We start from the raw sequence: 24,357 nt of genomic DNA, 5'->3' as shown, positions 1-24,357 counted from the left end.
GCTCCGATTGCATATGACGCGTGCGCAGCAAATCGGCGTTATTATTGGCCTCGCCATCGTCGCGGCGTTCACGATGCTGCGGGCAAGCGATCCACCACTGCTGCGGCAAATCCGCGACGTCACATTTGATGAATATCAGCGGATCTCACCGCGCGCCTTTGAGCCGACACCGGTCCGCATCATCGATATCGACGAGGCCTCGCTCAAGGAATTCGGCCAGTGGCCCTGGCCGCGCGACCGGCTGGCGCTTCTCGTGGAGCGCCTGTCCGATCTGGGAGCCGCCGCGATCGCCTTCGATGTGCTGTTTGCAGAACCGGACCGTCTCTCGCCGCGCACTGTCATGCGCGATGTCGCCGGCGTCGACCCGACGTTGCTGAGGCGGCTACCCGACAATGACGAGCTTTTCGCCCAAGCGATCGCCGGACGCCCCGTGGTGCTCGGCTTCGGCCTGACGACGGAGGGTAACTATCGGCCACCGGTCAAAGCAGGCTTCGCTTTCACCGGCGAGAGCCCCGTCAACGCGCCGCCCCGGCTCGACGCAGCGACACCGGTACGCCCGCAATTGCAGCTCAGTGCGACAGGTCTCGGCCACATCAGCCTCAATCCCGGCAATCCCTCCGCTGTCGTACGCAAGGTCCCGCTCTTTCTGACGGATGGGGAGCAGCTCTATCCGAATCTGGCGATCGAGGCGCTGCGCGTCGCCCAGGGCGCTTCGACCTATGTGTTGGCAGCCGCCCCCGAGGCTCCCGATACACTGACATCGGTCAAGATCGGTGAGTTCGTCATACCGGTGACTGCGAGCGGAGAGTTGTGGCTGTATATCAGTCCTGATGTCCCGCAACGCTATATCTCCGCCGGCAAGATCCTGGCGCCACAAGGCGTCGATCCGCAGGTCGCTGCCGCCATCGAAGGAAGCATCGTCTTTGTCGGCACATCCTCGGCTGGTCTGCAGGATATTCGCACGACGGCGCTCGGCCAGAACGTCCCTGGTGTTTCCATGCATGCCCAAACCGTCGAACAGATCCTGACGGGCCACTTTCTCTCCCGGCCCGATTGGGCGGATGGACTGGAAATTCTTGCGATTGCCATCCTGGGTACGCTCCTGGTGGTGCTGACGACCTTCGTCAGCCCGGCTGTGGCGCTTGCCTGCGGCCTATGCCTGACGGCATTGGCGCTTGCGGCCTCCTGGTTTGCCTTTTCCGCCTGGGGCCTGTTGCTCGATCCGCTCGCGCCGATCATTGCCGGCTCAATCACCCATTTCGCCGCTACCTCATTCCGCATCCTCGTTATCGACCGCGAGCGGCGCGCAGTCCGCCGTGCCTTCGGGCAGTATCTCTCACCCTCGCTGCTCTTTCGGATCGAGCACAGCCGCGATGCGATGCGGCTCGGCGGCGACGACCGCGAACTGACGGTGATGTTCGTCGACGTGCGCGGCTTCACCGAACTCAGCGAACGACTGCAGCCAGCCGAAGTCGTCCGCTTCCTGAATACGCTGCTCGATGCGTTGAGCCGCCACGTGACGGCCAATGAAGGGACGCTCGACAAATTCATCGGCGACTCGATCATGGCCTTCTGGAACGCCCCGGTGGATGTCAAAAATCATCCTGCCAAGGCAGTCCGCGCCGCCCTTGCCATGCGTGAGACGCTCGCTTCGCTCAACGCATCCGATGCTTTCGGCTTCGGCCCGGAGTATCAGGTCGGTATCGGCGTCGGCATTCACACCGGCCTTGCCTGCGTCGGCAACATGGGGGCCGAAACACGCTTCAACTATTCCGCCGTCGGCGACGCCGTCAACGTCGCGGCGCGCATCGAATCCGCCTGCAAGGAAGTTGGCTTCGACATTCTCGTCTCGGAAACCACGGCTGGCGAACTGGCGCATTTCGCACTCCTCGACGCCGGCCTGCTCGGACTGAAAGGCAAGAGCAGCCGGGCGCGCCTCTATGCCGTTGTCGGTGGCGAGCACGTTCGCGGTTCAAGTGCATTTGCCGAGATGCATCGCATTCATACGGAGCTTGTCGCCGCGCTCCGCGCCCATTCGGCGGAGACACGCAAGCTGCTCAATATCGCCAAGCTCAAGTCAGCCGAGCTAACCGCGACCCTGCCCCAATTCTATAGCCGCCTCGGGCGCCGGGCGGACCACTTCCGCGACAGTCCCGGCAATGACGATGACGGTATTGGCGCGGCTCTGCCGCATGAAACCAAGCTTCACCTCGAACCCTGATTGCGGCTCTTACGACCACGACCCATCGCGATCGTGGTCTCATCATCGCCAATTGCGCCCACGGTCGCGGTCAAAAGGGCCTCGACCGAAGTGATCCCAACCGCGATGGTGATCCCAGTCGTGATGGTGGTCACGGTCGTGGTGGTGATGGTGATCAGGCTTGTCCGGCTTGTCGGGTGGATCCGGCGTGTCCGGGGGCTGTTGCGGTGTCTGCGGCAATTGGGACGGTTGAGGTGCCTGTGGCGCCTGCTGCGGCGCCTGGGGTGCCTGCGGCGCCGGCCGCTCCTGCCGCTGCGGCCGGGGCCGGTCCTGACGGTCCTGGCGCAGGGACGCCAGCCCGCAACTGGTGCGAATGCCGCCGAGCGCGCCCGAAAGCTGCTGATCGCCGGACAGGAAGGGCAACGCTCGCGGATTACTCAGTGTCTGCAGCGTGCTGCGATCGACCTTGCTCGGATCCGTCATTCGGCCGCCGCGGGTTGCGACCACGCAGTCGCATTGCTGACGCAACTGCTTGCAGCCCCCTGGGCCGCAGAAACTTGCGGCACCGTTCAACAACACGATCGCCGTCGTACCGTTCGGGCCGACGTAGAAATCGAACGCCGTTCCGCGCACCCCGATCGTGCCGGCCGGAGTTACAATCGAGTAGGCCGACGAGGCTGAATTGCCGCTGATCCAGCGGAACGTGCCTTTCGCCGCCTTGATCGAAAGCCTCTTCACGGAGGCCGAATCGTCATAAACGAACTTGTCGATCACGACCGTCGACCCCGCACCGACAGCCAGTTTGGTGCCATCCTTGAAGATGAATTGTCCAAGGCCGGACTGCGATGTGCGGATGCGCTCGTCCTTATGGACGGGGGATCGCACAACCATCGGGCCGGTCTCGCCTGAAACCTCGGTTCGAATCAGTGTTGCCTGCCCAACCGGCTCGGCGGAGAAAGCCTGCAGCGGACCGAATAAAGCAAAGAAGACACCTGCAGCGACAGCACCACAGAAGCGAGACATGGTCGACCCCCGATAAACTGTCAGTATATTAGCATATTGTTAACTTTAACGTCTTCTCATCTTCTTGGTGTAGGGAGTACGGCTTTCGCCTTCACCGGGAGTTGCTTGCGCACCACGCCCGCGGTCAGCTCTTGACTTCCTCACAGCTTCGTCCGACTTCACTCAGAACGAATGCGAGGACAAAAGCATGAGCGAAGCGGCAAAAAGCACGATCGACCAGGAAGAGGTGGACCGCTTTTCGGCGATGGCGGCCGAATGGTGGAGCCCCACCGGTAAATTCAAGCCACTGCACAAGTTCAACCCCGTGCGGCTCGCCTATATTCGCGATAAGGCAGCGGAAAACTTCGGCCGCGACGTTCGTTCCCCAAGGCCGCTAGAGGGTCTTCGCGTCCTCGACATTGGCTGCGGTGGCGGTTTGCTCTCGGAGCCGGTGGCCCGCATGGGTGCCAGCGTCGTCGGTGCAGATCCATCGGAAAAGAACATCGGCATCGCTTCGACCCATGCGAAAGCCTCAGGCGTATCCGTCGATTACCGTGCCGTCACGGCCGAACAGCTTGCAGAGGCCGGCGAAACCTTCGACATCGTTCTCAACATGGAGGTCGTGGAACACGTCGCCGACGTCGATTTCTTCCTGGGCACCTGCGCAAAGATGGTTCGCCCGGGTGGCTTGATGTTCGTCGCAACGATCAACCGGACGATGAAGGCCGCCGCGCTCGCCATCTTTGCGGCAGAAAATATCCTGCGGTGGCTGCCGCGCGGCACTCATCAATATGAGAAGCTGGTCCGTCCCGAAGAGATCGAAAAGCCGGTTGCGGACAATGGCCTTTCGATCATCGATCGCACGGGCGTCTTCTTCAATCCGCTGTCAAACCAGTGGAATCTGTCGAAGGACATGGATGTGAACTACATGATGCTGGCGAAACGCCCTGGCTAATAGAGGTCGCGAGGGTCAGACCCCTCGACGCGCCTGTCTCGAGCCACAGCACTCCTTGAAAGGCTTGCCCGAGCCGCATGGACACAGGTCGCGACTGCGCCGTTGCAGGCGACCGATCAAGGGCACCTTCACGGCCGATGGCAGCGACGATGCCACGAAGGCGACCAGCTTCGCCGAAAGGCTTGGAATCACCAGACGGCGTCCGGCTTTGAACCCGCGCCAGGCGCGCTCGGCCACATAGTCCGAGCTGAGCTTGGGCAGGATCTTGAACAGAGCCGCCCGACCAGCACCAGACCGCTCCAGAAACTCCGTCGCAACGGGCCCAGGCGCAGCGCAGGTAACCGTCACGCCGGTTGATCTGACCTCTTGATGCAGCGCCTCGGAGAAGGAGCGGACGAAGGCCTTGCTGGCGTAGTACAGCGCCATGTTCGGACCCGGGGTGAAACCCGCAATGGAGCCGAGATTGAGCACGCCGCCGCGGCCACGCGCCACCATACCCGGCAGGAAGTGCAGGGTCAGGTCAGTGAGTGCCCGGATGTTAAGGTCGACCATGCCAAGCTGGTCGGCAATCGGCAGTGTCGTTGCCGCACCGCGCAAACCATAGCCGGCGCTGTTGACCAGCACCTCGCAAACAAGGCCGTTGGCCGTAAGGAAGTCCTTCAGCCGCGCCGATGCGTCGGCCGCAAGCAGGTCGAGCGAGAGGGTGAATGCTGGGCCGCCTGCCGTTTTCACATCATCCGCAGCCGCCTCCAGTCCATCCAGCGACCGCGCAACGAGGACGACCGTCGCACCTTCTCGGGCCGCCACCTTGGCAATCGCCCGGCCGATGCCACGGGACCCACCGACCACGACGACGGCGGGGCGCAATGCTTCACGCTGTTCGTCTGTCATGGTGCCATCCCCGACACCGCCCCATCGGGGATCGCTTCGCCTGAAGCCATCCCGCGGACTTCGTCGGCAATCGCCCCATTCAGGATACTTTCGAAGCGAACGAGCGCACGGGCAACGTTCGCGCCATCCATGACCCGGTGATCATAGTGGATGCGCACGGTGACCGTTCCGTCTTCGGAGATCGGGCCATAATTGAAAATGGTGGTCAGCGGCGTTAGAGGGTTCAACGACTCCGCCCCCAGGCCCGAATAGACCGACAGCTGGAATGTGCCGAAGCGCCGTCCGCGTTGACGGCCAAGGTTCAGCCCAAGCCACATCAGGAGCCATCGGATCGGGCCGGGTGCGCGCGCAAATTTCAGCGCCCTGCGGAATTCCTTGATCTCATGGATCGGCTTTGATCTGGCTGCAAGAAAATGTCCCTCGATCTCGGCAATGGACCGATGCTCCGGATCCTTGATCGTGCTCAGCAGAACGATTCGCTCGCCCTCATGCTCGCGCTCATGCGCAACGGAGGCGACACTGACCGGATATTCGTAGAGTTGCGGCCGGGGCAGCTTGACATAGGCACGCCGCAACTCCGCCACGTCCTGGCTGAGAAGGGCATAGCCCTTCAGGAACAACACCGTCCAGGACGTCTTGCTCTGCTGCGCCATCCTCGCTTGCTGTAGCGGCGCGAGATTCATCTGCCGCTGCACCGTGACGCGCGGCACGCCGATCGAGAACCGCATCAGGTCTCCGACCAGACGTCGTGATGGCGAAAGCTTGACGGCGCGTCCCCGCATCCTGCGTCCTCTAGTAGATGTAGGGGATAATTCGCTTCGTCCGGTCCATGTAGGCGCGGTACTCGGGACCGAAAATCTCCAGCATCATCCGCTCCTCCTTGTCTACCCGCAAAAAGAACAGGACTGCGAAGCCGATCAGGCCCGCCAGCCCAACGACCCAATTCGCGAGCAGAAAGGCCTGGCCAAGCGCCATCAGCAGAAAGGAGGTGTACATCGGATGGCGGACGAGCGCGTAGGGGCCGTGGGAAATCAGCTCGTGTTTCTCGCGGATCTGCAGCGTGATCGACCAGTTGCGGCCAAGCGCCTTGTGCGTCCTGCGGAAGACCCACATGGCCGTGAAAAACAATAGAGCACCGAGAATCACTGCCCACAGATGAGCAGGGTAGTCGGCGGCTGCTGGCTTTCCGGTTGCGACGTAGAAGCCTGGAATAAAGGCAAGCCCTATCAACGCAGCCGTAAGACCCGCCGCCTCCACACCGGAGCGCCGGTCGCTGACGACCCTCGTGCGCCTCGCGCGGCGTTCCGAAGGATAGCGAATGGCATACCAGGCGATGATGCCAAGCACCCACACGATTTTGCCAATGAGAGTGACGCTCAATTCAGATCACCGGAGCCCTTCTACGCCTGCCATCTATGGTGCCGAACGACCCGACGGCTCGCTCCGCATCACGTATTCATCTCTCGGAGCTTTGTAATGAACTCTTGCGGACGAAGCCAGATGCTAGGCGTCTTGTATCCCATGGAACTTGCGATCTCGCCGACGAAATTGTTGCAATTGTCGACGGTGGCCTGCCACATCTTCGATTTGGCCTGCAGGTCACGAATGTAAGCGACGGTCTTGTTGTACTCCGCTTCGGTGAGCAGGATGCGCCAGCTTGCCGAACGATAGGCTTCTTCAAGATCGCCATCCGTGGCCCCGGTCGACGCCGGAACGGGGATGAAATGCCCGAGTACGTAAGGCGCGGCGTCGGGAGAAGCCGGCGCAAGCCCGGCGACCTGCGGATTGATCATTCCGCCAGCCTTGTTCAGGCGTCCGAACACCGCATAGGTATGGCCATAGGTCAGCGCATAGCGTGAACGGAATTCGATGAAATACTGCCCCTCGCGCTGGGAGGCTTTAGCGACTTGTGCACCGCTGGCGTTCGAGGTGTACCTCGGTTGCGGTGGCTTGTCGTCAGATTGGCAGGATGTGAGCGCGAGCGCGGTGAGAATCAGGAGGGATAGGTGGCCTTTAGCAAGCGTCATGCTACGCTTCATCTCCGAGATCGAAGAGCACAGACACCCAAACAGAAATGCCAGCCTAGGGTTGCGCATTTGCGCATTAGGCAGCCTGGCTCCGACAACGATTTGGGGGAGGGGCCACAAAGTCCCTCCCCCTTACTCAAAAGTCAGATGTTACTTGGTGATCGGGGCTTCTGCCACCGGTGGCGGGGCTTTGCCCTTGCCCTTACCAACTGCTCCGCAAGCCGTCAGGCTCGAAACGGAAAACAAAGCAACAAGGCACATGATTAGGATTCTGCTCATCAAGTAGTTCCTCTCCGTTAGCATGGAATAGGTTATCGAAGGCAACGATTCTACTAATAGCGGTAAATTAGCGACAAGCCAAGTGCAGAAAGGGCACACCTAGCCGTCGCGTCGCACAGGCGACGCGCAAAGCTAACAGAGGGTGGCAATATCGATACAAAATGTAAGTATCATACGACCAAAACGCCGGTCCCAATGGGCGCCCGGCTGTAGAGGTGAACGATGTCTTCATTGGTCATGCGGATGCAACCATTCGACACGGCCTGTCCGATCAGCCAGGGCTCGTTCGTTCCGTGGATCCGGAAATAGGTATCCCGCCCGCCTTGGTAAAGATAAAGCGCCGCGGCGCCCAGAGGGTTGTTTTCCCCTCCGGGAACGCCCCCAGCATACTGCGCCAAACGCGGCTTGCGTTCGATCATGCTCGCGGTCGGCGTCCACGATGGCCACTCGGCCTTCCGCCCGACAACGGCATTGCCCTTCAGAGTAAGACCTTCCTCGCCGACTGCCACGCCATAGCGTGTCGCGCGGCCTTCGTCCTCAACGTAGTAGAGGTAACGTTCGTAGGTGTTGACGACGATACTGCCCGGCGCCTCGCCGCCCGAATATGCAACCTCACGCCGCCGGTTGCGGTAGCTGACGCCATTCGAAGAAAAGGGAGACCCTATCGGCCAACTCGCCGTGGTGCATCCAGAGGTCATCAATGCCACACAGCCCAAGACTAGGCCACGGCGCGTAATATGGTCGTTATCCATCGTTACCTGCTGATTATGGTGAGCCCTATCGCTTTCCTTTAGCATCCTGTTGTATTCAGGCCAAGTCATCGGTGGACCGCTCAAGCGCTCTTCTGTGCAGAAACCTCCCTATCGTTGTATAAGTTCTTCATAATGTCGCCGTGTCGGAGGGCGCCTCTTGCGGCAATGGGCGCCGCGAAGCTAGGTTGAGACGCTTCGCGCCGCGGCGCCGGCGCGTATCGCGGGGCTTCCGGGAGGTTGGCAGCTGTTCGCGTTTGAATTGACCTTGTCGCAGGGGAGCGATAGCAAATAACGATGAATCTTGGTTTCGAAGGAAAAGTAGCGATCGTCACCGGCGCCGGCTCAGGCATTGGCGCGGCCATCTCCCGTCAGTTGGCCGAGGAGGGCGCGGAAGTTGTCGTCGCCGATATCAATGTCGAAGCAGCGGAGCGGGTTGCAACGGAGATTCGCGAAAAAGGAGGCAAATCTCGCCATTTTGCGGTCGACGTGACCGATGCTGCAGCTGTTGAAAAGCTGGTCAAAACGGTCGCCGAAACCTGCGGCGGCCTCCATCTGGCGGTCAACAATGCCGGCGTCGACGGCGTGCGCAGGGCGACGGGAGATTATCCGCTCGACAACTGGCACAAGCTGATGGACGTCAACCTCAACAGCGTTTTCTACTGCATGAAATACGAGATCGGAGCGATGCTGGCCCGCGGCGGCGGTGCGATCGTCAATGTATCCTCCGTGCTCGGTGCCGTCGCACTGCCGATCGCATGCGCCTATACGGCGGCTAAACACGGCGTCGTTGGACTGACAAAGGCGGCGGCGATAGAATATGCCCGCCTGGGAATCCGCATCAATGCGGTCGGTCCCGGCTGGATTGAGACACCACTCTCATCGGAACATCGTGATATTGCGAGCAGCCGTCGCATGGAAGCACTGCAGCCGATGGGCCGGCGCGGCACGCCCGAAGAAGTGGCAGCTCTCGTCTGTTTCTTATTGTCGGAGCAGGCAAGCTTCATCACCGGCAGCTACCATCTCGTGGATGGCGCCTACAGCGCGCACTAGCTCAATTCACATCGTCGGGCAAAACAGGCAGGGCCGCGATTTCGATGCCTTCGTCCAAAAGCGCTTGGGCCTCATCCATCGTGGTCTGCCCGATGATGCCGCGGGCGTCGCTTTCCCCGTAATGGATCTTGCGGGCCTCCTCGGGAAACCGCGTTCCGACATCCTCGGAATTGGCCCTGATCGTCGCAACAGCCTCTTTCAGCTTCTGGAACGCGTCGCGCCGCATCGTATCCATCGCCAGCGTCTGCATTTCATCCTTCTTGCGCGCCGTCGAAACCGAAGGCGCCATCAGGAGCTTGGAGATGGATGCGGAGTTGCAGGCGGGACAGGTCAGGAATCCTGATGCGATCTGGCGATCGAAATCGGCACTTTCGGAAAACCAGCCTTCGAATTCGTGGGCATTTTCACAACGCAGCGAATAACGGATCAAGCGGCCACGCCTCCTGCGACTGCCCCTGGAACCCTCTCGATTGAGAAATCACGGCCGTTTTTCAGATTGGGAATCTTGTCATGAGCTGACTTGACGGCCGCCGTATCAATGTCGGCAAGGATGACGGCTTCGCCCTCCGGCCCGGCCGAAGCCAGAACGCGGCCCCAGGGATCGACGATCATCGAATGACCAAAGGTCTCACGCCCGTCCTCGTGGTGCCCGGCCTGAGCAGCGGCAATCACAAAAACGCCATTCTCGATCGCGCGTGCCCGAAGCAGGATTTCCCAATGTGCTTCGCCGGTCTGCTTCGTGAAGGCAGCAGGCACCGTCATCACTTCGGCGCCGGCAACAGCCTGGGCGCGGAAAAGGGTGGGGAAGCGAACGTCATAACAGATCGCAAAGCCCATTTCAGCAAAGGGAAGCGACAACACGCGCGCCTCGGACCCCGGCCGGTAGGCAGCGCTCTCGCGCCAGCTTTCGCCGTTGTCGAGATCGACATCGAACATATGGATCTTGTCGTAACGATTAAGGATCTTGCCATCAGGCCCGAAGAGGTAGCCGCGGTTGGCAAGCTTGCCGTCATCGAGCGCAATAGCGGTCGAGCCCACATGCATGAAGATGCCGAGCTCCCGGGCCAATTCCGAACCTGTCCGCACGATGACGTCATTGGTTTCGTCGCGAAGCAGTGCCTTGGCAGCGGCACGATCGCGCTGCAGCATGCCTGTCATCTCAGGTGTCTGCACATAGATCGCGCCCTGGCCCGCAGCGTCGCGGACGAGGCGCGCCATCGCGGCAGCGTTCCTCTCGGGATCGACGCCGGAGCACATCTGGATGGCGGCAGCCGTAAACGTCATCGCACTTCCTTACGCGGCAAGCAGAGGATCAAGCCCGCCGGCCCGATCCAGCGCATAGAGATCATCGCATCCGCCGACGTGCTGCTCGCCAATGAAAATCTGCGGGAACGTCGTGCGGCCGTTGGCCTTGCCGATCATTTCCTGGCGAAGTTCCGGCGCAAAGGTCGCATCGTGCTCGACGAAATCCACGCCCTTTTCGGACAGCAGCGATTTGGCACGCGCGCAGTAGCCGCAGGCTTGGCGCGTATAAATGGTCACGGGTGCCATGGGGTCTCCAGACAATACGGTTATCTTTTCGTCATATAGTTTCTGAAAGAGCCCTTGCAAAGGTCAAAACCGTGATGTCCGCCGCTCCGGCCTTGCGCAGTACTTTTGCCGCCGCGGCAACCGTGGCACCGGTCGTGTAGACATCATCGACAAAGACAAGCCGCTTGCCGAAGACGTCGTTGTCCCGCGCCTTGGCAATGGCAAAGACACCGCGAACATTTTCCTCGCGCGCATCTGCGCCGAGACCCACCTGAGGGCGGGTGCGCTTGACGCGCATCAGCGTTGCCGGCAGAAGCGCCCTTCCGGATCGCTGCGCCAGATGACGCGCCAGCTCTGCAGCCTGGTTGAATTTGCGCGAGAACATGCGGCTTCGATGCAGCGGTACCGGCAGGATGGCGTCACACCGCTCCACCATCCCGTCACTCGCGCGTAGCATCCATTCGGCCATCATTGGCGCGAGATCCGTTCTGTCGCGGTATTTCCGGCCATGCACCAACTGGCGCACCGGCTCGTCATGAAAGGCGGCTGACCGCAGCCGGTCGAACGGCGGCGGATTGGCAATCGCCTCGGCGCTGAGAATGCCGGAACCGAGATCATGCGAGAACGGTATCCCGAGGATTTCGCAATACGGCCGTTCGATAAAGCGCAGTCCGGACCAGCACGTCGGACAAAGGCCGTTGTGGCGACCGGTGGCGATGCCGCAAACCACGCATCCCGGCGGATAGACAAAGTCGACCAAGCGCCCGAAGGGACGCATTAGAAGCGTCCCATCCAACTTCATAGGCGATCGTCGTCTCCCAAGCCCCACTGCCCCAACCCTCTCGCGAAAGCTTAGCGCGTTTCGCCTTCGAGGAAAATCGCCTTGCAGCACCGGTTCTGCGGGACTATGCACTGCGCCATGGATATGATCTTCGACCAGGCCCGGATCGCAGTAAACCGGCATCGCGCCCGTCTCCACCATGACCCTAAGGCGACCTTCCTTCTCGATATCGCCGCGGAAGAACTCGGCGAGCGTCTTGCCGTGGTCGAACGGACCTTCGAACATGCGGTCGAGCTGCATGGCGCCACCGGGGCTGCGGCCCGCGCTGCGATCGCAACCGGCAAGGTCAGGCAACTGACACGGGTCGAAAGCGAGCACGCCTATGCGGAAGCGGGCGAGGCTATCATCGAGGCTGCTCTGGAAGAGGTTCCCCTGGAGCCACAGTCGGCAAACCTCGTGCTGGCCCCGCTCAGCCTTCACTTGACCAACGACACGCCGGGCGTCTTCATCCAGATCCGTCGCGCCTTGAAACCCGATGGGCTCTTTCTTGCCGCGATCCCTGGATCGGGCACATTGCAGGAGCTGCGCGAGATCCTGCTGGCGACAGAAATCGAAATGACCGGAGGTGCGAGCCCACGGGTCATCCCTTTCGCCGACGTGCGCGACGTCGGCGGTCTCATGCAGCGCGCCGGTTTCGCCCTGCCCGTGATCGATGCAGAGACCTATACGGTCCGCTACGACTCGATCTTTCCGCTGATGAAAGACCTGCGGGCGATGGGAATGACCAATCCGCTTCTTGCGCGCAGCCGCAAACCTCTGACGCGCGCCTTCTTCCTACGGGCGGCTGAAATCTATGCCGAGCGATACGCCGATCCGGACGGCCGGATCAGGGCAACCTTCTCGATCATCTATGTCTCGGGATGGGCACCGCACGAAAGCCAGCAGAAGCCGCTTCGCCCAGGATCGGCGAAGGTGAGGCTCGCCGATGCGTTGAAGGTCGAGGAGCATAAGCTGAAGCAGTAGAAATCGGCTCAGTTCGGGAACTGGTTGGCGATATTGCTCAAAAGGCCGTTGATATCGCCACCAAGCGCCCGCGCTCCACCGATGAGAGCCACGGATATGAGGGCCGCAATCAGGCCGTATTCGAACGCGGCCGCGCCACGGACGTCTGCCAGAAATGCCCTTATTAGTCGCATGCCAACCTCGGCGCTAAAGCGGCAGTCCTTCATCACGTTGCGTCTGCCGCGGCAGCAACGCCAGTATCAGCAACCAGCTCCGCTTCCGTAACCCTGAACCACGCAAACAGAACCCGGCGTTTCCTGAAGCACGCTGCGGCGGATCGTGTAGCGTTTGCCGTTCTCGGTCTTCGGTATCGAGCCCGTTGTCATCGTATCGAATTCCGACGGCGCGCTGGCAAAGACGCTCGACCTGGACTTGTCAGCAAGCATCGGCGTCAAGATCAAAGTGAGGGCAACAACGGCCGTGCCAAACAGCAGCGCAATATTCAGCACTCCTGTTCTGCTCGAGCCAGTCGAGGCCTGTTCTTTCTCTCTAACAGCTTTCCAGAAATCGTCGTCCATGCGTCAAGCCTTCTACACACACGCCAGTTGCTTGATTGAGGCCGATATTTGGCAGAAGGTGTTAAACGATCGATTAATATCCACACCCAAATTCGACGCTTACTGGATAATAATCAGAAGTTCCTAAAGTAAATCCTGCAACATCGGGATCAGGGGCTCGTCAGCGGGCGGCATCGGGTAGTCGCGCAGAGCTTGCGGCTTCACCCATTTCAACGCCTGCCCCTCTTTCCCGTGCGGAATTCCTTCATAGCGCCGGCAGACATAGAGCGGCATCAGCAGATGGAATTTCTCATAGGTATGGCTCGCGAAAGTCAGGGGCGCCAGGCAGGCGACCTTGGTCGTGATCCCGAGCTCCTCGTGAAGCTCGCGCACCAATGATTCCTCCGGCGTCTCGCCCGGCTCCACTTTGCCACCGGGAAACTCCCAAAGCCCCGCAAGCGATTTTCCCTCGGGGCGTTGCGCCAACAGAATTCGCCCGTCGGCATCGATCAGGGCACAAGCGGCAACGAGAAGGATGTTTCGGGCTGCCTCGCTCATCGTGACGGCTCCTGCCGCCAGTAGGAATAGCGGTAGGCTTCACGGAAGCCGAGCCGTTCGTAGAGTGCCAGGGCCGGAGCGTTCGTCGCCTTCACCTGCAACCAGGCGGAACGGGCGGTGCGCATCCTGGCCCAGCGCAGGGCCGATGTCAGGATTTCCATGCCAAGGCCCTCGCGGCGGCGCTCTTTGGCGACGGAGAGCGACATGATGCCGGCGAGGTCGTTGTCCTGAACACAGAGAACGGTCGCAAGCGGCCCCGTTTCCGCATCTTCGATCATGAACAGGCCCGACGGCGGCTTGATCGCATTGATGATTTCGGCGAGCGCCGGCTTGAGCTTGGACGAGACGCCGTCGGTTGCCAGATTGGCATCCACGAAGCGGCCAATATCGTGAGTCGGCAGATGATCGAGCGTATCCGGCAGTTCCGCATGCGCAAGATCGCAGGTCATGACGATCGTCTCGTCGAAGGATGACCACTGCTGTTCCCGCACGAGGTCGATCAATACCGGCGAGGCGAGCGGCGTCTGACGCAGAACTGCCGGGCGGCCATAGGCTTCGAACTTGCGGCCTGCCTTCGCAAGACGGATTTCGACATCGCGGTGATCCGAAGGATCGAGCGGCACGATCGAATTCAGCCGATTGGACGGATGCCCCGCCGTCAGCCGTATCTGCCAACTGCCGTCGTACTGCACGGATGAGGCTGGCCAAGCCCGGAAGCCGACAGCCTCCAGCCTGCGCACGAGTGGCAGATTTGCCTTCTTGGATAATGCTTCAGTCAATGAAAAATCAGCTCCGGTAGTCACCGTTGATGGCGACATACTCCTTTGTAAGGTCGCACGTCCAGACCGTGGCGGTGCCGTTTCCAAGACCGATGTCGACCTTCACAGGAATATCCTGCTTTTTCATGACGTTGGTTGCAGCTTGCTCGGAATAGACGGCGTCGCGCTCGCCGTTGACGGCAACACGCACATCGCCGAACCAGATAGCCAGCCGATCGCGGTCGGCCATTTCACCGGACTTGCCGACGGCCATGACAATACGGCCCCAGTTGGCGTCCTCGCCGGCGGCCGCGGTCTTGACCAGCGGCGAATTGGCGATCGACAGCGCGATCTTCTTGGCCGCGGCATCGCTTTCGGCCCCAGTCACCGTGATCTCCAGCATCTTCGTCGCACCTTCGCCGTCGCGCACGACCTGCAGGGCAAGATCCTTCAGAAGATCATTGAGCGCAGCGCGGAACGAGGCAAGGCGGGCGTCATCGGCGCTCTCGACCCGAGCCTGACCGTCCTCGGCAGCCGCGCCGGTGGCAAACAGCATCAACGTATCAGAGGTCGAGGTATCGCTGTCGACCGTCATCGAATTGAACGTCGGATCAACGCCCGCGGATAGGAGCGACTGCAGGGCGGCGGGAGCAATATCGGCATCGGTGACCACGAAGGAAAGCATGGTCGCCATATCAGGCGCAATCATGCCGGCGCCCTTGGCAATGCCATTGATCGTCACCTTCACGCCGCCGATCTCGGCACTGCGGGTGGCGACCTTCGGATAGGTGTCTGTGGTCATGATCGCCTTGGCGGCCTCGAACCAGAAGTCACCGGTCGCATCCTTGTGCATCTGGTCGAGAACGCCAGAGAACTTCGTCGCGTCCAGCGGTTCCCCGATGACACCGGTCGACGCGAGGTAGACCTCGTTCTCGCCGCAACCGACGGCAGCCGCTGCCGACTTTGCCGTCAGGGCAGTCGCGTCGCGCCCCTTCAAACCAGTGAAAGCATTCGCATTGCCGGAATTGACGACGACAGCGCGTGCTGTGCCATGCGGCAGGTTTGCGCGGCAGAAATCGACCGGCGCCGAAGGGCACTTCGAGCGCGTAAAAACGCCCGCGACTGCGGCCGGCTTGTCGAACACCATCATCAGTACGTCGGTGCGGTTCTTGTACTTGATGCCGGCTGAGGCAGTGGCCATGCGCACGCCGCGCAGGGCGGGCACATTGGCATAGGATTTCGGAGCGAGCGGAGAAACGGAACCGGACATGGCAATCGACCTGGTGGCTGGAAGGATTTTCAGGGCGAAGTATAAGCCGGCTCGCCCTGCGGAAATACGACAACTGCTATAGTGAAGGGCCCGGAAGAACCGGGCCCTAAACTTTGGATTTTACTGCTGCGGCTGCGCGGCGGGTTCATCACCCGGCTGCGGCTGCTTGTTGGCGTCGTCATAGCCCTTGCGCAGCGCTTCGTCGGTGATCTCGACCTTGGACTTTTCCTTGGCAGAGGCGAGAAGCGCAAGGTACTTGTCGCGCATGACGAGCTGGCGAACCTGGTCCTTGACCTGATCGAAGGCTGGTGGAGCGGCGTCGCGCTTATCTTCGACCAGGATAACGTGATAGCCGAAATCGGTCTTCACGGGGGTCTTGGTGTAGGTGCCCTTGTCAAGGGCGAAGGCGGCCTCTTCGAATTCCTTGACCATGCGGCCCTTGGTGAAATAGCCGAGATCGCCACCGTCAGCCTTGTTCGGATCGGTGGACTTTTCCTTCGCCAGATCCGCGAAGCTCTTGCCGGCGTCCAGCTGCTTGATGACGTCCTTGGCCTCGTCCTCGGTCTTCACGAGAATGTGGCGGGCGTGAACTTCTTCCTGCTTCGGAAGTGCTGCGACTTCCTTGTCGTAGCGCGCCTTGACGTCCGCGTCGGTCACCGTGTCGACGACGTGCTTCTTGAAGTAGGCGTTGTGCAGTTCGCGATCAGCGAGATACTGCATGCGCTTCTTGAATTCGGCGTTCTGGTCGAGCTTTTCGGCCGTTGCGTCCAGTGCCAGCAGCTTGACGTCGATGGCGGCGGACAGGGCGGCGATCTTCTTCTGGTCGTCCGGCAGCTGGGCGAGCTGCGGGTCGAGATTGGCAACGGCCAGATCGAGATCGGACTGATGAATTTCGACATCGCCGACCTTGGCGACGACGGCATCCGGCTTGTCTTCCGCACGGACCGGCGCCTGGAACGCAACGAAGGTTGCGAACGCCATCACAGCGATTTTGTTGTAGTTCAACATCAAATAACCCTTCACAGTTACACCCACCGGCTTCAGCTTCGTGAATTCAGCCTGAAACAGCCATCAACACTGGAATGTGGCCTTTGTATATCAGCCAAATCCGTTGACATCATTCGACCCCCCTCTTATCTGTCACGCAACCTCGCGTCCAGAACAGTTTCCTGGCGTTTCGAGACGTGTGCCTGAAATTCGGCCGGGCAGCGGATAAGAAAAGCCGGGGAATATTATTGAGAAAGGACCAGTCATATGGTCAGCTTTGGCGGTATAGCCCGCAAAATATTTGGCTCTGCCAATGATCGCCGCGTGCGGTCCTTCCAGCCGAAAGTCGCAGCCATCAACGCCATCGAAGAAAAGACGAAGGCTTTGAGCGACGAGCAGCTGGCTGCCCAGACCGTCGAATTCCGCAAGATGCTGGCAGACGGCAAGACGCTCGACGACATCCTTGTGCCTGCGTTCGCCGTTGTGCGCGAGGCTTCGCGCCGCGTTCTCGGCCTGCGACCTTTTGACGTACAGCTGATCGGCGGCATGATCCTTCATGACGGCGACATCGCGGAAATGAAGACCGGTGAGGGCAAGACGCTTGTTGCCACGTTGCCGGTCTACTTGAACGCACTCGCCGGCAAGGGCGTCCACGTTGTCACCGTGAACGACTACCTCGCCCGCCGCGACGCCGCGACCATGGGCAAGATCTATGGCTTCCTCGGCCTGACCACGGGCGTCATCGTCCACGGCCTGTCGGACGAGGAGCGCGCTGCCGCCTATAACTGCGACATCACTTACGCGACCAACAACGAACTCGGCTTCGACTATCTGCGCGATAACATGAAGTACGAGAAGAACCAGATGGTCCAGCGCGGCCACAACTTCGCGATCGTCGACGAAGTGGACTCGATCCTCGTCGACGAAGCGCGCACGCCGCTGATCATTTCCGGTCCGCTGGACGACCGCTCCGACCTCTACAACACCATCGACGCCTTCATTCCGCAACTGAGCGAAGGCGACTACGAGATCGACGAAAAGCAGCGCTCAGCCAACTTCTCCGAAGAAGGCACCGAGAAGCTGGAAAACCTGTTGCGCCAGGCTGGCCTGCTGAAGGGCCAGTCGCTCTACGACATCGAGAATGTGGCGATCGTCCACCACGTCAACAACGCGCTCAAGGCCCACAAGCTGTTCCAGCGCGACAAGGACTACATTGTCCGCAACGACGAGATCGTCATCATCGACGAGTTCACCGGCCGCATGATGCCGGGCCGCCGCTACTCGGAAGGCCAGCACCAGGCTCTGGAAGCCAAGGAAAGGGTGACCATCCAGCCGGAAAACCAGACGCTGGCGCAGATCACTTTCCAGAATTACTTCCGTATGTACGGCAAACTCGCCGGCATGACCGGTACGGCGCAGACGGAAGCGGAAGAATTCGGCAACATCTACGGCCTCGAGGTTGTCGAAGTGCCGACCAACCTGCCGATCAAGCGTACCGACGAAGACGACGAGGTCTATCGGACCTTTGAAGAGAAATACAAGGCTATCATTGCCGAGATCGCGGACGCTCAGAAGCGCGGCCAGCCGGTTCTCGTCGGCACGACCTCGATCGAAAAGTCGGAACTGCTCGCCGAGATGATGCGCAAGCAGGGCTTCAAGGACTTCCAGGTCCTGAACGCCCGCTACCACGAGCAGGAAGCGTATATTGTCGCGCAGGCCGGCGTGCCAGGTGCGGTAACGATCGCCACCAACATGGCGGGCCGCGGTACGGACATTCAGCTCGGCGGCAACCTTGAAATGCGTGTCGAACGCGATCTTGGCGAGATCGAGCCCGGCCCCGAGCGCGACGCAAAGATCGAAGGGATCCGCGAGGAGATCAAGCAGCTCAAGGAGCAGGCACTTGCCGCCGGTGGCCTTTATGTCATCGCGACCGAGCGCCACGAGAGCCGCCGCATCGACAACCAGCTGCGCGGCCGTTCCGGCCGTCAGGGCGACCCTGGCCGTTCCAAGTTCTACCTGTCGCTTCAGGACGACCTGATGCGCATCTTCGGTTCCGACCGCATGGATAGCATGCTGCAGAAGCTCGGTCTCAAGGAGGGCGAAGCCATCGTTCATCCCTGGATCAACAAGGCTCTGGAGCGCGCGCAGAAGAAGGTCGAAGCCCGCAACTTCGACATCCGCAAAAACCTCCTGAAATACGACGACGTTCTGAACGATCAGCGCAAGGTGATCTTCGAACAGCGCCTCGAGTTGATGGAAGCGGCCAATATTTCCGAGACCGTCTCCGACATGCGCCGCGAGGTCATCGACGATCTCGTCGAGAAGCACATCCCCGAGCGCGCCTATGCCGAGAAGTGGGATGCCGTTGGCCTGAAGGAGCGGACAGCAGCCTTGCTCAACCTCGATCTGCCGGTTGAGGACTGGGTTAAGGAGGAAGGTATCGGCGAGGACAGCATTCGCGAGCGCCTGACGGAAGCATCCAATGCGGCTTTCACGGAGAAGGCCGAACGCTTTGGCGACGACATCATGCACTATGTCGAGCGCTCGATCGTCATGCAGACGCTCGACCACCTGTGGCGCGAGCATATCGTCAACCTCGACCACCTGCGCTCCGTCATCGGCTTCCGTGGCTACGCACAGCGCGATCCGCTGCAGGAATACAAGTCGGAAGCGTTCGAGCTCTTCACCTCGCTCCTGAACAACCTGCGTGAAGCCGTCACCGCACAGCTGATGCGCGTCGAACTCGTGCAGCAGGCACCTGCGGAGCCGGAACCTCCGTTCATGCAGGCGCACCACCTCGATCCGAATACGGGCGAAGACGATTTCGCGCCCGCGTTCCTGGCCTCGGAAGTGGTTGTCGCCCCGGAAAACCGCAATCCGACCGACCCGTCGACCTGGGGTCATGTCGGCCGCAACGAGCCTTGCCCCTGTGGCTCCGGCAAGAAGTTCAAGCATTGCCACGGCGCCTTCGCACAGGCTTGAGCCGGCCGGTAAGCTAGAAACAAGGCCCTCGCGACGGAAACGTCGCGAGGGTTTTTTTGTCCGCCCAGTTGTCGCTCGCGCCCAGCCCCTTCACAACTCCTGATTTAATAATCAGCGCACACTTCAGCCACAGAACTGTCGCTTTGTTCGCCGAGTTTGCGACCATATTCGTTTTGATTGCCGAGGAAGAGATGAACGCTTGCGCCCGAGCGGTTCCCTATTTCAGCCAGTGGGAAACGGCGTCGATGACGCTGCCTGTGCTTGAAAGCGGCTCGTCTGTATTATTGAGCGATCCGCTCTGGCACCAGTCTGGCGCCGAGACGGTCGAAGAATATGCCCGCTGGGCGGTCAATATCTGCGGCATGGCATGCCTGAAGATGGCACTTGCCGCACGCGGCGAGATGCACCGGACCATCGACCTGGCACGGGCCTGCACTGCTTTTGGCGGGTACGTCGTCAACGAGGCGGATCAATCGATCAAGGGATTGATCTATGCGCCGTTCGTCACCTTCGTCGGGCGGGCCTTCGGCCTCAAGGCCGAAACGATCACCAATCTGCCGACCACTGATATTCCCGAATTGCTTCGCAGGAACACATTCTTCATCGCCTCGGTCAACAGCCAGATCCGGTGGCCGGATCGCGAGCCGCCGTCGCGCGGCGGCCATCTCGTACTGGTAACGGCGGCATCGCCCGGAACGATCCGTTTCCACAATCCATTCGGCCATGACGCTCAAAGCCAGGCAGACGTCGTACTGCCGCTCCCAACCTTCGACCGCTTCTTCGCCAATCGCGGCGTGGCCATCATTCTCTGACAACCTCAACAGACCCATCCGAGCAGAAAATCATCATGCCGAACACGCGTTCTACGGAAACTGACCGGCCCACAGCCTCGCGCCTGCGGGTCGCTGTCCTCTTCGGCGGGCGTTCGCCCGAGCACGATGTCTCAATCCTGTCGGCAACCAATGTCGTCAATGCGCTCGATCGTGACCGCTACGACGTTCTTCCCATCTACGTGACGAAGGAAGGGCGGTGGTTGCTGATGGCACGGCAGACGGAACTGTCGACCGCAGCAACCGTCGGCGACGCTCCGGAATTGACGCTGCTGCCCGGCGGTCGGGGCCGCCTGCTAGCCATTCCCGCGAATGCAGCTCCATACGAAGTTCCGCCGATCAACATCCTGTTTCCCGTCCTGCATGGCATGCACGGCGAGGACGGATCGGTACAGGGACTGGCCGCCGTCGCCCGCGTGCCGCTCGCAGGCTGTGGCATCCTCGGCTCGGCAACGGCCATCGACAAGGATATCGCCAAGCGCCTGTTGAAGGAGGCTGGTCTACCGGTCGCGAAGGCCGTCTGCATCGAAGAAGGCGCGGAGCCGCCCTTCGCTGATGTTGTAAAAAAACTCGGCCTTCCGCTTTTCATCAAGCCCGCGCGCCAGGGCTCTTCCGTCGGCGTCAGTAAGGTAGCCGACGCCGACAACTACGCCGCCGCCCTCGCCGAAGGCTTCAGGCACGACCGCAAGCTGCTGGCAGAGGAATTCATCACCGGCCGCGAGATTGAATTCAGCGTGCTCGAACACGCCGATGGTTCGCTCTTCGTATCACTGCCCGGCGAGATAGTGCCCGCCGAAACCCACGGCTTTTATAGCTACGAGGCCAAGTATATCGACGAGAATGGCGCAGCGCTCAGAGTTCCCGCGCAACTGCCGAAGGAGATCGGGGAAGAACTGCGCCGCACAGCGACCAATGCCTTCAAAGCGCTCGGCTGCGATGGAATGGCGAGGGTCGATTTCTTTCTCACGCCCGACATGTCCTTCGTCGTCAACGAACTCAACACCATACCCGGCTTCACCAATATTAGCATGTATGCCAAGGCCATGGCCGCCAGTGGCGTCAGCTATGCCGAGGTTCTCGACCGACTGATCGAACGTGCGCTTTCCCATGCAGGCCGCTGATTTCTGGCGTTCCAGCCGTTGGCACGAATGACGGTGTCACAACCGTTTCTTAACGCCGTTCTGCCAAGACTTCGACGACGATTTGCCTGAAGAGTTTTGCGTGTTTGTGATGGCGGTCATTGAGACGGCGGAAAAGATGCTGCCTGCGGGTCTGCGCCCGGCGGGAAGTCGCCTGCTGCGCTCGTTTGTGACCGCTCTGACTGCGCGCGGCGATAAGGCTACAGCTCAGCGCATGGCGCTGACCGCCTTTTCCATCCGCATCGTCAGCGCCGCCCTCGCCTTTCTGTCGCAAATCGTATTGGCCCGCCTCATGGGCGAATATGAGTACGGAATTTTTGTATTCGTCTGGGTGCTGATCGTCCTCTTCGGCGATCTTTCCTGCCTGGGCTTCCACACCGCCGTCGTGCGGTTCCTGCCGCAATACAAGGCGGCCGGCTCTTTTGAGAAGATCCGCGGACTGACCGGCACCGCCCGCATCTTCGGATTGCTCTCCGGCACGGCCGCTCTTGTCATCGGCATGATCGCCCTGCATCTCTTCCGCGACAGGATCGAGGGTTATTATGTCATCCCGATCTTCCTCGGACTGGTCGCCATGCCGATGATCGCCCTCGGTGATATTCTCGAAGGCACGTCGCGGGCCAATCACTGGCCTGTCATGGCGTTGAGTCCTGCCTACATCGTACGGCCGGTCCTCATCATTCTTTTCATGCTGACTGCGATCGGGCTTGGCGCGCCGCGCACCGCGATGACGGCGATGCAGGCCGCACTCATCGCGACCTATGTCACCACCGTCGGCCAATACGTCGCAACGCTCTTGCGACTGCGCCGCCATTACCAAGAGGGTCCGCGCGAGGTCGACTTTCTCGGTTGGCTTGGTGTCGCCTTCCCAATCTTCCTTATCGAGGGGGTCAGCTTCCTGTTGACCAATTCTGATGTGGTCGTGGTCGGCATCTTCCTCGAACCGCACGACGTCGCGATCTATTTCGCCGCTGCCAAGACGATGGCGCTGGTCCACTTCATCAATTTCTCCGTGAAGGCGGCATCCGGTCCGCGCTTTTCAAGCCTCATCGCCGAGGGGACACGCGAGCAGCTCGCGGCTGCTGCGATCGACGCCGCGCGATGGACCTTCTGGCCCGCGCTCGCCATCGGCCTGGCCGTTGTCGCCGCCGGCCATTTTCTGCTCTCGCTCTTTGGTGGCGCTTTCACCGCTGGCTATATCGTGATGGCAATCCTGCTGGCGGGCATCCTCGCCAAAGCCCTGGTCGGACCGGCGGAGACGCTGCTGATGATGGCTGGCAAGCAGAACGTCTGCGTTCTGCTCTATGCCGGAGCGCTGGCAGCGAACATCAGCCTCAACCTGCTCCTCATCCCAAGACTGGGTATCGAGGGTGCGGCGATCGCCACGGCCTCGGCCATGGGCGTCGAAGCCATCCTCCTGCATTTTGCCGTCCGGCGCGCGCTTGGAATTATGCTTTTCGCATTTGCCACGCCTCCGGCCAAAACAGACATGGAAGCCTGATATAATGGTGCGCATTCCTCCAGCTACCGAAACGACCGATGTCACGACGAACCGCATGGTTCACGAGCTAGCGGCTCTCGATTTCGACATGCCACGGCCGGATGCGCGCGTTGAAGTCGGCCGTCCGGGCCGTGAACTCTGCCTCTATTCCGGCAAGCTCGGCTACGAACTGCAGGAAGAGCTCGATTTCCTCTCCAACCGAGCGATGGAGCCGAATGTCTTCTTCACCGGTCGCTTCCTCGCCCCGGCCATGCCGCGGCTGGATGATAGAGAGGTGAACTTCGCCCTGTTGCGGGATCTGAGCGACACGCGAAGCCGGATGCGCTTCCTGATGCCGTTCTCCATCGAAAAACCCGGCTTCGCCGTCGGCCCCTCGATCGTACGGGTCTGGTCGAACGGCTTTGCACCGCTCGGCACGCCGCTGGTCGATACCGAGGATGCAGGCGAAACGCTGGACAATCTCTATGACGGCCTGACCCATCGGGACCTGCGCCTGCCCCCAATTCTCGTGTTGCCGGATGTCAGGCTGAACGGGCTCTTTGCCCGCATGGCAAGGGCGGTCGCCATCGGCCGCAACCTGCCGATCACCATCGCCAATCCCTATCAGCGCGCCATGCTGCAGAGCGACGAGGAAGCAACCGTCTATCTGCGCGACGCGATTTCTTCGTCGCATCTGAAGGAGATGCGGCGGCAATGGCGTCTGCTCGAGGACTTGGGCACGGTGGTTTATAACGTCGCCCGCCAGGCGCGTGAAGTCCACGCGCGTTTCGAAGAGTTCCTTGCGCTCGAGGCCGGCGGCTGGAAGGGCAAGAAGCGCAGTGCGCTGGTGACCGATCGCTACCACACCGCCTTTGCCCGAGAGGCGGTTTCCAACCTCGCCGCCGTCGATGCCGTTCGTGTCCACACGATCGACCTCAACGGCAAGGCAATCGCCTCGATGGTGGTCTTGATGATGGGCGGCGAGGCCTACACCTGGAAGACGGCCTACGACGAAGCCTATGCGCGCTATTCGCCAGGCAAGTTGCTGATGGGCGAGGTGACCGAATGGCACCTTGACGACGCCAACATCGTTCGTTCCGACTCCTGCGCCATCCCCGATCACCCGATGATCAATCGCTTCTGGAAGGAGCGGGAGGAGATGGGCACGATGGTAATCGGGCTGAACCAGAACGGCGACCGGGACGTGCGCCAGGTGGCCGCCCAGCTCCATATGTACAGCAGCACCCGCAACGTCGCGAAGATGCTGCGACAGAAGATCATGTCACTCGCCCGGCGTGGAAAGTCTCCCCAGTGACGTCAGGTCACG

General features: G+C 60.8%; 26 protein-coding genes. 9 read left to right on the top strand and 17 right to left on the bottom strand.

Going from position 1 to position 24,357, the window contains the following annotated elements; translation table 11 throughout:
- The first annotated feature begins 13 nt into the window (after positions 1 to 13).
- Complete coding sequence (locus C934_RS0117035) at positions 14 to 2,221, top strand: CHASE2 domain-containing protein (RefSeq protein ID WP_018857864.1); 2,208 nt, start codon at positions 14 to 16, stop codon at positions 2,219 to 2,221.
- Between the two features lie 42 nt (positions 2,222 to 2,263).
- On the opposite strand, the gene C934_RS32030 is transcribed toward C934_RS0117035, so the two are convergent.
- Positions 2,264 to 3,223 (bottom strand): FecR family protein, encoded by a 960-nt coding sequence (locus C934_RS32030; protein WP_018857863.1) that lies wholly within the window; start codon positions 3,221 to 3,223, stop codon positions 2,264 to 2,266.
- A 187-nt stretch (positions 3,224 to 3,410) separates the two neighbouring features.
- Here C934_RS32030 and ubiG point away from each other — a divergent pair, with 187 nt between their 5' ends.
- On the top strand, positions 3,411 to 4,157 hold the full coding sequence (ubiG, locus tag C934_RS0117025) for a bifunctional 2-polyprenyl-6-hydroxyphenol methylase/3-demethylubiquinol 3-O-methyltransferase UbiG (protein ID WP_018857862.1): 747 nt from the start codon (positions 3,411 to 3,413) through the stop codon (positions 4,155 to 4,157).
- A gap of 15 nt (positions 4,158 to 4,172) precedes the next feature.
- Here the strand turns inward: ubiG and C934_RS0117020 are convergent, their stop codons facing one another.
- From C934_RS0117020 to C934_RS0117000, 6 genes are all read right to left on the bottom strand, one after another.
- The gene (locus C934_RS0117020; protein ID WP_018857861.1) at positions 4,173 to 5,048 is read right to left on the bottom strand and encodes an SDR family NAD(P)-dependent oxidoreductase; all 876 of its coding nucleotides are present in this window, start codon (positions 5,046 to 5,048) and stop codon (positions 4,173 to 4,175) included.
- Complete coding sequence (locus C934_RS0117015) at positions 5,045 to 5,830, bottom strand: hypothetical protein (RefSeq protein WP_026371856.1); 786 nt, start codon at positions 5,828 to 5,830, stop codon at positions 5,045 to 5,047. Before C934_RS0117015 ends, C934_RS0117020 begins: the two co-directional genes overlap by 4 nt.
- 10 nt (positions 5,831 to 5,840) lie before the next feature.
- Positions 5,841 to 6,428, bottom strand: coding sequence for a protein-S-isoprenylcysteine O-methyltransferase (locus tag C934_RS0117010; RefSeq protein WP_026371855.1), 588 nt, complete (start codon positions 6,426 to 6,428; stop codon positions 5,841 to 5,843).
- A 68-nt stretch (positions 6,429 to 6,496) separates the two neighbouring features.
- Positions 6,497 to 7,075 (bottom strand): hypothetical protein, encoded by a 579-nt coding sequence (locus C934_RS0117005; RefSeq protein WP_018857858.1) that lies wholly within the window; start codon positions 7,073 to 7,075, stop codon positions 6,497 to 6,499.
- Between the two features lie 150 nt (positions 7,076 to 7,225).
- The gene (locus C934_RS33735; protein ID WP_037075964.1) at positions 7,226 to 7,354 is read right to left on the bottom strand and encodes a hypothetical protein; all 129 of its coding nucleotides are present in this window, start codon (positions 7,352 to 7,354) and stop codon (positions 7,226 to 7,228) included.
- Positions 7,355 to 7,524: 170 nt separating this feature from the next.
- Positions 7,525 to 8,106: a L,D-transpeptidase gene (locus tag C934_RS0117000; RefSeq protein WP_018857857.1), complete on the bottom strand. Its 582-nt coding sequence runs from the start codon at positions 8,104 to 8,106 to the stop codon at positions 7,525 to 7,527.
- A 294-nt stretch (positions 8,107 to 8,400) separates the two neighbouring features.
- Here C934_RS0117000 and C934_RS0116995 point away from each other — a divergent pair, with 294 nt between their 5' ends.
- Positions 8,401 to 9,156: an SDR family NAD(P)-dependent oxidoreductase gene (locus C934_RS0116995; protein ID WP_018857856.1), complete on the top strand. Its 756-nt coding sequence runs from the start codon at positions 8,401 to 8,403 to the stop codon at positions 9,154 to 9,156.
- A gap of 1 nt (position 9,157) precedes the next feature.
- On the opposite strand, the gene C934_RS0116990 is transcribed toward C934_RS0116995, so the two are convergent.
- Genes C934_RS0116990 through C934_RS0116975 form a run of 4 tightly spaced genes read right to left on the bottom strand, consistent with a single transcriptional unit; the run spans position 9,158 to position 11,488 of the window.
- A complete protein-coding gene (locus C934_RS0116990) occupies positions 9,158 to 9,586 on the bottom strand; it encodes a DUF1178 family protein (protein ID WP_018857855.1) in 429 nt (142 codons plus the stop codon).
- A complete protein-coding gene (locus tag C934_RS0116985) occupies positions 9,583 to 10,440 on the bottom strand; it encodes a carbon-nitrogen hydrolase family protein (protein WP_018857854.1) in 858 nt (285 codons plus the stop codon). Before C934_RS0116985 ends, C934_RS0116990 begins: the two co-directional genes overlap by 4 nt.
- A gap of 9 nt (positions 10,441 to 10,449) precedes the next feature.
- Positions 10,450 to 10,707 (bottom strand): glutaredoxin 3, encoded by a 258-nt coding sequence (gene grxC, locus C934_RS0116980; protein WP_018857853.1) that lies wholly within the window; start codon positions 10,705 to 10,707, stop codon positions 10,450 to 10,452.
- Between the two features lie 31 nt (positions 10,708 to 10,738).
- Positions 10,739 to 11,488 (bottom strand): ComF family protein, encoded by a 750-nt coding sequence (locus tag C934_RS0116975; RefSeq protein ID WP_018857852.1) that lies wholly within the window; start codon positions 11,486 to 11,488, stop codon positions 10,739 to 10,741.
- 117 nt (positions 11,489 to 11,605) lie between these two features.
- Here C934_RS0116975 and C934_RS0116970 point away from each other — a divergent pair, with 117 nt between their 5' ends.
- Positions 11,606 to 12,490 (top strand): methyltransferase domain-containing protein, encoded by an 885-nt coding sequence (locus C934_RS0116970; RefSeq protein ID WP_025661652.1) that lies wholly within the window; start codon positions 11,606 to 11,608, stop codon positions 12,488 to 12,490.
- An 8-nt stretch (positions 12,491 to 12,498) separates the two neighbouring features.
- Here the strand turns inward: C934_RS0116970 and C934_RS0116965 are convergent, their stop codons facing one another.
- The 6 genes from C934_RS0116965 to C934_RS0116940 form a co-directional block, all read right to left on the bottom strand.
- Entirely contained in the window at positions 12,499 to 12,663 is a 165-nt protein-coding gene (locus C934_RS0116965; RefSeq protein ID WP_051085594.1) for a Flp family type IVb pilin, read from the bottom strand.
- Between the two features lie 66 nt (positions 12,664 to 12,729).
- The gene (locus C934_RS0116960) at positions 12,730 to 13,047 is read right to left on the bottom strand and encodes a hypothetical protein (protein WP_018857849.1); all 318 of its coding nucleotides are present in this window, start codon (positions 13,045 to 13,047) and stop codon (positions 12,730 to 12,732) included.
- A gap of 123 nt (positions 13,048 to 13,170) precedes the next feature.
- Positions 13,171 to 13,584 (bottom strand): 8-oxo-dGTP diphosphatase MutT, encoded by a 414-nt coding sequence (mutT, locus tag C934_RS0116955; RefSeq protein ID WP_018857848.1) that lies wholly within the window; start codon positions 13,582 to 13,584, stop codon positions 13,171 to 13,173.
- On the bottom strand, positions 13,581 to 14,402 hold the full coding sequence (locus C934_RS0116950; protein ID WP_051085593.1) for a GNAT family N-acetyltransferase: 822 nt from the start codon (positions 14,400 to 14,402) through the stop codon (positions 13,581 to 13,583). The genes mutT and C934_RS0116950 overlap by 4 nt, the downstream gene beginning before the upstream one ends.
- Positions 14,371 to 15,612 carry a bifunctional glutamate N-acetyltransferase/amino-acid acetyltransferase ArgJ gene (gene argJ, locus C934_RS0116945; RefSeq protein ID WP_018857846.1) on the bottom strand — a complete coding sequence of 414 codons (1,242 nt, stop codon included), beginning with the start codon at positions 15,610 to 15,612 and terminating at the stop codon, positions 14,371 to 14,373. Before argJ ends, C934_RS0116950 begins: the two co-directional genes overlap by 32 nt.
- Positions 15,613 to 15,732: 120 nt before the next feature.
- The gene (locus C934_RS0116940; RefSeq protein WP_018857845.1) at positions 15,733 to 16,620 is read right to left on the bottom strand and encodes a peptidylprolyl isomerase; all 888 of its coding nucleotides are present in this window, start codon (positions 16,618 to 16,620) and stop codon (positions 15,733 to 15,735) included.
- A gap of 246 nt (positions 16,621 to 16,866) precedes the next feature.
- Between C934_RS0116940 and secA the strand changes: the two genes are divergently transcribed.
- From secA to C934_RS0116915, 5 genes are all read left to right on the top strand, one after another.
- The gene (gene secA / locus C934_RS0116935) at positions 16,867 to 19,581 is read left to right on the top strand and encodes a preprotein translocase subunit SecA (protein WP_018857844.1); all 2,715 of its coding nucleotides are present in this window, start codon (positions 16,867 to 16,869) and stop codon (positions 19,579 to 19,581) included.
- Between the two features lie 191 nt (positions 19,582 to 19,772).
- A complete protein-coding gene (locus tag C934_RS0116930) occupies positions 19,773 to 20,393 on the top strand; it encodes a C39 family peptidase (protein ID WP_026371854.1) in 621 nt (206 codons plus the stop codon).
- Positions 20,394 to 20,428: 35 nt separating this feature from the next.
- A complete protein-coding gene (locus C934_RS0116925) occupies positions 20,429 to 21,532 on the top strand; it encodes a D-alanine--D-alanine ligase family protein (RefSeq protein ID WP_018857842.1) in 1,104 nt (367 codons plus the stop codon).
- A gap of 109 nt (positions 21,533 to 21,641) precedes the next feature.
- Positions 21,642 to 23,051: a lipopolysaccharide biosynthesis protein gene (locus C934_RS0116920; protein WP_018857841.1), complete on the top strand. Its 1,410-nt coding sequence runs from the start codon at positions 21,642 to 21,644 to the stop codon at positions 23,049 to 23,051.
- 4 nt (positions 23,052 to 23,055) lie between these two features.
- Positions 23,056 to 24,345 carry a GNAT family N-acetyltransferase gene (locus C934_RS0116915; protein ID WP_018857840.1) on the top strand — a complete coding sequence of 430 codons (1,290 nt, stop codon included), beginning with the start codon at positions 23,056 to 23,058 and terminating at the stop codon, positions 24,343 to 24,345.
- Positions 24,346 to 24,357 lie beyond the last annotated feature (12 nt).

It is taken from the genome of Rhizobium sp. 42MFCr.1 (assembly GCF_000377185.1).
In the GTDB taxonomy this organism is placed as follows: Bacteria; Pseudomonadota; Alphaproteobacteria; order Rhizobiales; family Rhizobiaceae; genus Rhizobium; species Rhizobium altiplani.
The sequence above is the reverse complement of the archived record's forward strand: the minus strand, read 5'-3'. Positions and strand labels throughout refer to the sequence as shown.

What these genes read in the sequence shown, in the direction of transcription:
- C934_RS0117035 (WP_018857864.1), top strand. Translation starts at nt 14, where the DNA reads ATGACGCGTGCGCAGCAAATCGGCGTTATTATTGGCCTCGCCATCGTC.
- C934_RS0116960 (WP_018857849.1), bottom strand. Translation starts at nt 13,047, where the DNA reads ATGGACGACGATTTCTGGAAAGCTGTTAGAGAGAAAGAACAGGCCTCG.
- ubiG (WP_018857862.1), top strand. Translation starts at nt 3,411, where the DNA reads ATGAGCGAAGCGGCAAAAAGCACGATCGACCAGGAAGAGGTGGACCGC.
- C934_RS0116950 (WP_051085593.1), bottom strand. Translation starts at nt 14,402, where the DNA reads ATGTCGCCATCAACGGTGACTACCGGAGCTGATTTTTCATTGACTGAA.
- C934_RS0116965 (WP_051085594.1), bottom strand. Translation starts at nt 12,663, where the DNA reads ATGCGACTAATAAGGGCATTTCTGGCAGACGTCCGTGGCGCGGCCGCG.
- secA (WP_018857844.1), top strand. Translation starts at nt 16,867, where the DNA reads ATGGTCAGCTTTGGCGGTATAGCCCGCAAAATATTTGGCTCTGCCAAT.
- C934_RS0116915 (WP_018857840.1), top strand. Translation starts at nt 23,056, where the DNA reads ATGGTGCGCATTCCTCCAGCTACCGAAACGACCGATGTCACGACGAAC.
- C934_RS0117005 (WP_018857858.1), bottom strand. Translation starts at nt 7,075, where the DNA reads ATGACGCTTGCTAAAGGCCACCTATCCCTCCTGATTCTCACCGCGCTC.
- grxC (WP_018857853.1), bottom strand. Translation starts at nt 10,707, where the DNA reads ATGGCACCCGTGACCATTTATACGCGCCAAGCCTGCGGCTACTGCGCG.
- C934_RS0116930 (WP_026371854.1), top strand. Translation starts at nt 19,773, where the DNA reads ATGAACGCTTGCGCCCGAGCGGTTCCCTATTTCAGCCAGTGGGAAACG.
- mutT (WP_018857848.1), bottom strand. Translation starts at nt 13,584, where the DNA reads ATGAGCGAGGCAGCCCGAAACATCCTTCTCGTTGCCGCTTGTGCCCTG.
- C934_RS32030 (WP_018857863.1), bottom strand. Translation starts at nt 3,223, where the DNA reads ATGTCTCGCTTCTGTGGTGCTGTCGCTGCAGGTGTCTTCTTTGCTTTA.
- C934_RS0117015 (WP_026371856.1), bottom strand. Translation starts at nt 5,830, where the DNA reads ATGCGGGGACGCGCCGTCAAGCTTTCGCCATCACGACGTCTGGTCGGA.
- argJ (WP_018857846.1), bottom strand. Translation starts at nt 15,612, where the DNA reads ATGTCCGGTTCCGTTTCTCCGCTCGCTCCGAAATCCTATGCCAATGTG.
- C934_RS0116940 (WP_018857845.1), bottom strand. Translation starts at nt 16,620, where the DNA reads ATGTTGAACTACAACAAAATCGCTGTGATGGCGTTCGCAACCTTCGTT.
- C934_RS0116970 (WP_025661652.1), top strand. Translation starts at nt 11,606, where the DNA reads ATGGATATGATCTTCGACCAGGCCCGGATCGCAGTAAACCGGCATCGC.
- C934_RS0116995 (WP_018857856.1), top strand. Translation starts at nt 8,401, where the DNA reads ATGAATCTTGGTTTCGAAGGAAAAGTAGCGATCGTCACCGGCGCCGGC.
- C934_RS0116985 (WP_018857854.1), bottom strand. Translation starts at nt 10,440, where the DNA reads ATGACGTTTACGGCTGCCGCCATCCAGATGTGCTCCGGCGTCGATCCC.
- C934_RS0116925 (WP_018857842.1), top strand. Translation starts at nt 20,429, where the DNA reads ATGCCGAACACGCGTTCTACGGAAACTGACCGGCCCACAGCCTCGCGC.
- C934_RS0117000 (WP_018857857.1), bottom strand. Translation starts at nt 8,106, where the DNA reads ATGGATAACGACCATATTACGCGCCGTGGCCTAGTCTTGGGCTGTGTG.
- C934_RS0116975 (WP_018857852.1), bottom strand. Translation starts at nt 11,488, where the DNA reads ATGAAGTTGGATGGGACGCTTCTAATGCGTCCCTTCGGGCGCTTGGTC.
- C934_RS0116920 (WP_018857841.1), top strand. Translation starts at nt 21,642, where the DNA reads ATGGCGGTCATTGAGACGGCGGAAAAGATGCTGCCTGCGGGTCTGCGC.
- C934_RS33735 (WP_037075964.1), bottom strand. Translation starts at nt 7,354, where the DNA reads ATGAGCAGAATCCTAATCATGTGCCTTGTTGCTTTGTTTTCCGTTTCG.
- C934_RS0117020 (WP_018857861.1), bottom strand. Translation starts at nt 5,048, where the DNA reads ATGACAGACGAACAGCGTGAAGCATTGCGCCCCGCCGTCGTCGTGGTC.